This is a genomic window from Oleiphilus sp. HI0132, assembly GCF_001635845.1.
This window is the reverse complement of the sequence record NZ_LWGJ01000919.1, coordinates 1-5,377: the sequence shown is the minus strand read 5'-3', so window position 1 is coordinate 5,377 and position 5,377 is coordinate 1. Positions and strand designations below refer to the sequence as shown.

General features: G+C 44.9%; 5 protein-coding genes. 1 reads left to right on the top strand and 4 read right to left on the bottom strand.

Going from position 1 to position 5,377, the window contains the following annotated elements:
• The 4 genes from A3766_RS10380 to A3766_RS10365 all read right to left on the bottom strand — a co-directional run.
• On the bottom strand, window positions 1–490 hold a 490-nt coding region (locus tag A3766_RS10380; protein WP_197479515.1), incomplete at its 3' end, for a response regulator.
• Window positions 491–567: 77 nt separating this feature from the next.
• Window positions 568–1,224 carry an HAD family hydrolase gene (locus tag A3766_RS10375; RefSeq protein ID WP_068509853.1) on the bottom strand — a complete coding sequence of 219 codons (657 nt, stop codon included), beginning with the start codon at window positions 1,222–1,224 and terminating at the stop codon, window positions 568–570.
• Between the two features lie 29 nt (window positions 1,225–1,253).
• A complete protein-coding gene (ubiG, locus tag A3766_RS10370; protein ID WP_068506969.1) occupies window positions 1,254–1,970 on the bottom strand; it encodes a bifunctional 2-polyprenyl-6-hydroxyphenol methylase/3-demethylubiquinol 3-O-methyltransferase UbiG in 717 nt (238 codons plus the stop codon).
• A gap of 46 nt (window positions 1,971–2,016) precedes the next feature.
• Window positions 2,017–3,357: a TRZ/ATZ family hydrolase gene (locus A3766_RS10365; RefSeq protein ID WP_068553105.1), complete on the bottom strand. Its 1,341-nt coding sequence runs from the start codon at window positions 3,355–3,357 to the stop codon at window positions 2,017–2,019.
• 173 nt (window positions 3,358–3,530) lie between these two features.
• Between A3766_RS10365 and A3766_RS10360 the strand changes: the two genes are divergently transcribed.
• A complete protein-coding gene (locus A3766_RS10360; RefSeq protein WP_068508024.1) occupies window positions 3,531–5,180 on the top strand; it encodes a hypothetical protein in 1,650 nt (549 codons plus the stop codon).
• Window positions 5,181–5,377: the final 197 nt, after the last annotated feature.

Sequence of the window (5,377 nt, the reverse complement as noted above, 5' to 3'; positions counted from 1 at the left end):
GTTCTTGTTCTAATGGTTCGCTTTCAGTACTACTTAATTCAGGTAGATCACCTGTATCGAGAGTGACTGCGCTGAGTTCTTCTGGCTCGGCTGAATCGGCCGCAATATCAGGAGCAGGGCGACTGTTAAGTTCTTCGATAAGTTCAGCTAATCTATCTGGCTTTGCGGGCTTGCCTAGCATGGCGTAGGCACCGGAAGATAGCATTTCTGCTTCATACTCTGGCCCTTCCTTAGAGGTGTACATAAGGATAGGGATATGCGCTGTTTTGGGGTTTTGACTGATCTCTCGAGTGGTAGCCAAGCCGTCCATTCCGGGCATCATATGATCCATGAATATAAGATCGGGCAATGGTGAGCTTTCTAAATAGCTTAAAGCTTCTTCGCCTGATTCCACCATATTAACTTCGAGGCCGTTCTTTTGAACAAGTCGACTGAGCATTATCCGTGCGGATTTTGAATCATCGACGACCAGCGCTGTGTTGACAGCCATGCTTTCTCCTAAAAACAATGCGATATATGCTTTAAGCATAGATGATTTCAGGAAAAGTACTGCAGTTTTTGTGTGGCTTATGTAAGAAAAAGTGAAATTAGTTCAGATGGGTGTTGAATTTGGTAATCGGCTGGCCATTTTTTGGCCGATTTGTGACACTTAATATAGCCGTATAGCGCACTTACTGTAATCATTTCAGCAGCTTGACCTGCTTGAATGTCTCTTTCGTGATCGCCAGCGTAGACGATATTACCGGGCGCAAGGCCAAGTTGCTTTGCTGCTAAAAGAAGGGATTCTGGGTCAGGCTTGGATTTGCGGACATCATCGGGGCAGAGTGTCACACGGCTTCGTTTGTCTAGGTCCATACGCTGTAATAATAGATCGGTGTAGAGGCGAGGTTTGTTGGTGATAATTCCCCAGGGAATGTCTTTGTCTTCACAAAGAGTGAGAACCTCTTCCATGCCGTCAAAGAGCTTGGCATGCTTTCCTACTAGCGATTCATAGCGTTCCAATAACTCTTGTCTAAGTGATTCAAAGGGCTCGGTGCCGGGTTCGCCGCCAAAGCCGATTTTTACCAAAGCCCTTGCGCCATCGGACACAGTATTACGAATCGTGTCGGCTGGAAGCTGGTTTCGTCCGTGACTTATCAGTTGTTCATTGAGAACCTGAACAAAATCATTGGCTGTATCAACGAGTGTTCCGTCCAGGTCAAATAGTAGAGCGCTAATTGTCATTATGAATGTCGTTTATGAGGGGGTATAAGCTAATCGATTGGCTTGGTGGCATGTACCAGGTAATTGACATCGACGTCTCGCGCTAATTTGTATTCTTTTATTAATGGGTTGTAGACCATGCCGGTAATATCTTGAAAGTCCAGTTTTGCCTTGCGGATGTAACTTGTTAGCTCAGATGGCTTGATAAATTTCTTATACTCGTGCGTGCCTTTCGGTAGCATCTTTAGTAGGTGTTCGGCGCCAACAATGGCAAACATAAAAGCTTTAGGGTTACGATTGATTGTTGATAAGAATAGGTCGCCGCCAGGTTTCAGAAGCTTTGCACAAGCCGCTATAACTGAAGAAGGGTCTGGTACGTGTTCAAGCATTTCCAGGCAGGTGACGACGTCATAGGTGCCTGCTTCTTCGTCAGCAAGGGACTCTACGGTGATTTGTCGATAGTCAACTTCAACACCTGATTCAAGACCGTGTAGCCTTGCTACAGAAAGTGGGGCTTCACCCATATCAATACCCGTTACGTAGGCACCGCGCTGACATAGCCCTTCAGAGAGGATCCCACCGCCACAGCCGACGTCTACAACTTTTTTGCCGGGAAGGTGAGCGCGTTCATCAATATAGTTAAGACGAAGCGGGTTGATGTCGTGAAGCGGCTTAAACTCGCTTGATTTGTCCCACCAGCGACTAGCCAGTGCTTCGAATTTAGCGATTTCATTTGGATCGACGTTTTTTGCGGCTGTTTGGCTCATGTTTCTCTATTCGTGTGTTATAAATATTTCTAGAAGGCGTTTATTGTCAGCTTTCTGTCGACGAGCGAATTTTAGCTGCCCAGCTCTTGGCTTTAACAATAATTTCCTGCGTGTCCATATATTTTAGTTCGCCTTCTTCAAGAAGGAGTTTTCCGTTTACCCAGTTATGGCTTACTTGGTTGGACGCGACTGAGTATACAATATCTGAGATTGGATCAAAGCTCGGTTGGCTATTTAATGCATCCATTTTGATGGCAATCAAATCTGCTGCTTTGCCTATCTCTAGTGAACCAGTAATTTCTTCGATGCCTAAGGCTGCAGCGCCATTGATGGTTGCCATCTCGATTGCACTGGCTGCATCGATCGCGCTTGCGTCTTTTGCGACTGCCTTTGCAAGCAGGGCGGCGGTACGCATTTCGCCAAACATATCGAGGTCATTGTTACTGGCCGCACCATCGGTACCCAGGGCAACATTAACGCTTTCTGATATTAGCTGGGCGCTAGGGCAAAAGCCGCTTGCAAGTTTAAGGTTCGATTCGGGGCAGTGTATTACATGTACTTTGTTGCTGGCTAAGGATTCAATATCTTGTTCGTTTAGTTCTGTCATGTGTACGCATTGCAGGGCGAACTTATCTGAAATTAACCCTAAGTCGACGAGCCTTTGTATGGGGCGCTTATTGTTTTGCTTTACAGCTTCCTCTACTTCAAATGCTGTTTCATGAAGATGGATTTGAACTGGTATATCATGCTCAATTGCCAGATCTCTGATGTTTTCCAAAGGCGAGTCTGAAACGGTATAGGGTGCGTGAGGTCCGAAGCCGATCTCGACGAGATCACTGTCAGCGTAATCTATGGCAAGGCTTAAGGCTTTTTCGATATATTCTTCAGGTCCGCTGCCCCAAACGGTAGGGAAATCTAATATTGGGCAGCATAGATGGGCGCGTATGCCGTACTGCTCGGCGACTTGGGCGGATATGTTAGGGAAGAAGTACATGTCGCTAAAGCAGGTGGTTCCGCCTCTCAGCATTTCTGCTATCGCCAGTTCGGTTCCGTCACGGACAAAAGCCTCAGATACCCATTTTCCCTCGGCAGGCCAAATATGGTCGTTGAGCCATTCCATAAGCGGCAGGTCGTCAGCGAGACCACGAAACAGCGTCATTGCACTATGGCCGTGAGCGTTAACGAGCCCGGGCATTATGGCGTGCTCGTTCAGTTCATATGTGTTTTTAGCTTGATATTTGGTTTGGGCTTTAGCGCTTGCAAGTATGTCTACGATTTCGTCATCTCTAATGGCAAGGCTGTAATGCTCATAACAGGTGTTTCGTGGTCGAACAGGGATGATATAACGAGCATGGATTAGCGTATCAACTGTTTGCGCTTGTGGCATATAGGTACCCAGAGGTTTATATATGTTCAATTTTGAAAGGGTGAGAGTATACCTCTATTACTATGCTTGGCAATAAGCTGCGCGTTGAACTAGCTTCGGTAAGTGGCTAGCACAGATTAATATTGTTACTCTAAGCGTTTCCTTGGTTAGTTATTAGAGTAAGAGAAGAATTTATGAGCCAGCCTGATAAAGATCTACAGGATGATCCGCTTGATTCGAATAATCGAAAGCAAAAGCGTGTACACGCTCTAATACAATGGTGGCAGCAAGAAAAAGATAAAATTGCGCAAGGAGATGTGCTGAAATTTATGCACGAGAACAAAGAGCGTCTCGAAAAGTCCTTGGCCTCAATTTATCAAAACAACTTTGTATATAGGGTGACTAACCTGTTACTGGCTTTTGTTGCTAGTCTGGCTGGACTGGTTGATCGCCTGAAAGATGCCATTGTTAAGTTGGTTTTGAAGGTTCCTGCTCCAGAAGCGGTAAAGGGCTTGCTATTGTCTATCTTTAACGCCGTGAAGCTGCGAGGTATTGTCGATTTCTTTCGCGCCAAGATGTACTCTTTGAAAAAGGCACCTCATAATATTCGTGCTGTTCAGCTAATGGACGAGGTTGTTGCGCGTGCCAAGCGTGACGGCTTGGATATAAAGAAGCACTTTCCCGACATCGCCCGTAAATTCAACGAGCGCAAATTACAGCTGCTACAGCATTCTTTCTTTAAGGAATTTAGTAAATCTCGCATTGAGCGCATACTCGCAATGCCTTTCACCTTTAGTCGCTCAATATCACCGGTTCTACCTGATACTGCCCTGTGGCACAAGTTCTTTGTTTTTCTTGAAAACCGAAATATTGCCGACTTGATATTGGTCGGGAGTAAAGGAGAGCGGGTTTCAACGAAGCATGATAGCAAGCATGTAGTGGGTTCGTCAGAGGTGGTTCGAATCTTGTATCAGGCTTCAGTGCTTAAGGCGTCAGGGCGAAGGGTTTTTATTGTTGGTAATCACGAAGGTTATATTGGGCCGTATCTGGTAAGGAGTATATTGAGGCGGCTTGGTTTTGATAATCTCACAGCAAATTGCAATACAGTCGTTGGTCCGAGAATGTTTTCAAATATGGTTCTAAAGAACGGTGCGAGTAATGTCGGAAACTTGTTCCTGACTTTACCATCACAGAAAACGACGGAAGTTAAAGAGAAGAGCTTAGCTGATGCTTTGCTCAAAACAGCAAGACGGTCACAGCTGCTGATCAAAATGCCAAATTCCGGGCTTCATCTAATCGAGCAAATGAGTTATAGCGACTTTATGAATAAGTTTATTCGATCAGATCGCGCCCGGTTTTCTCAGATCTCTGCTCAGCTCATGCGGGTTGAAAAACATGATCTGGCCCAATACTTGGCAGACGTTAGGCAAACTTGTGCTTTGGATGAATTGGATCGTGAGGATTACGAGTTATTCAAATCCATTATGTATGAGCCGTTTTTGATATTCCCTGAAGGCTCTCGTTCATATGTTGCCAAGGACGGAAGTGTCACAATGAAGTATGTCAGCCCTCGGTTCGTGCAAGCCTATTTTAGGCCTGATGATGTGGTTTTACCTATTAGTCTCGTGGGTGGCTCTGATATAGGCAATAGTTGGCGCCTTAAACCGGCAAACATTGGTCTGTGTGTGGGTGAGCCGATTAAAGTTAGCGAAGAAATGATTGCAAACTTTGATACAGAGGGTGTTGGGATAATGCGTAAAGTTGCGGCGTTACCTAATATAAAAACGGTTAACTTTGACGAAGATATTCAGGCTGGTAAGAAGCTTGAAAGTCATGCTGCTTGATTGAGTTGTACTCAGATCTGAGAGTTTTGTCATATAAATAGCTCTATTTGTCTATTGCATTTTGTCAAAAAGCGTAGCTTTTTGTTTCGCTCATACTTTGCTCATAATTTAAGTAAAATCTAGAGCATCTCTATAACCTGTTGATAGATTGGAGTTAAAAACTATTTATCAATGCGGTATGCTTGGGTTTATAAGTT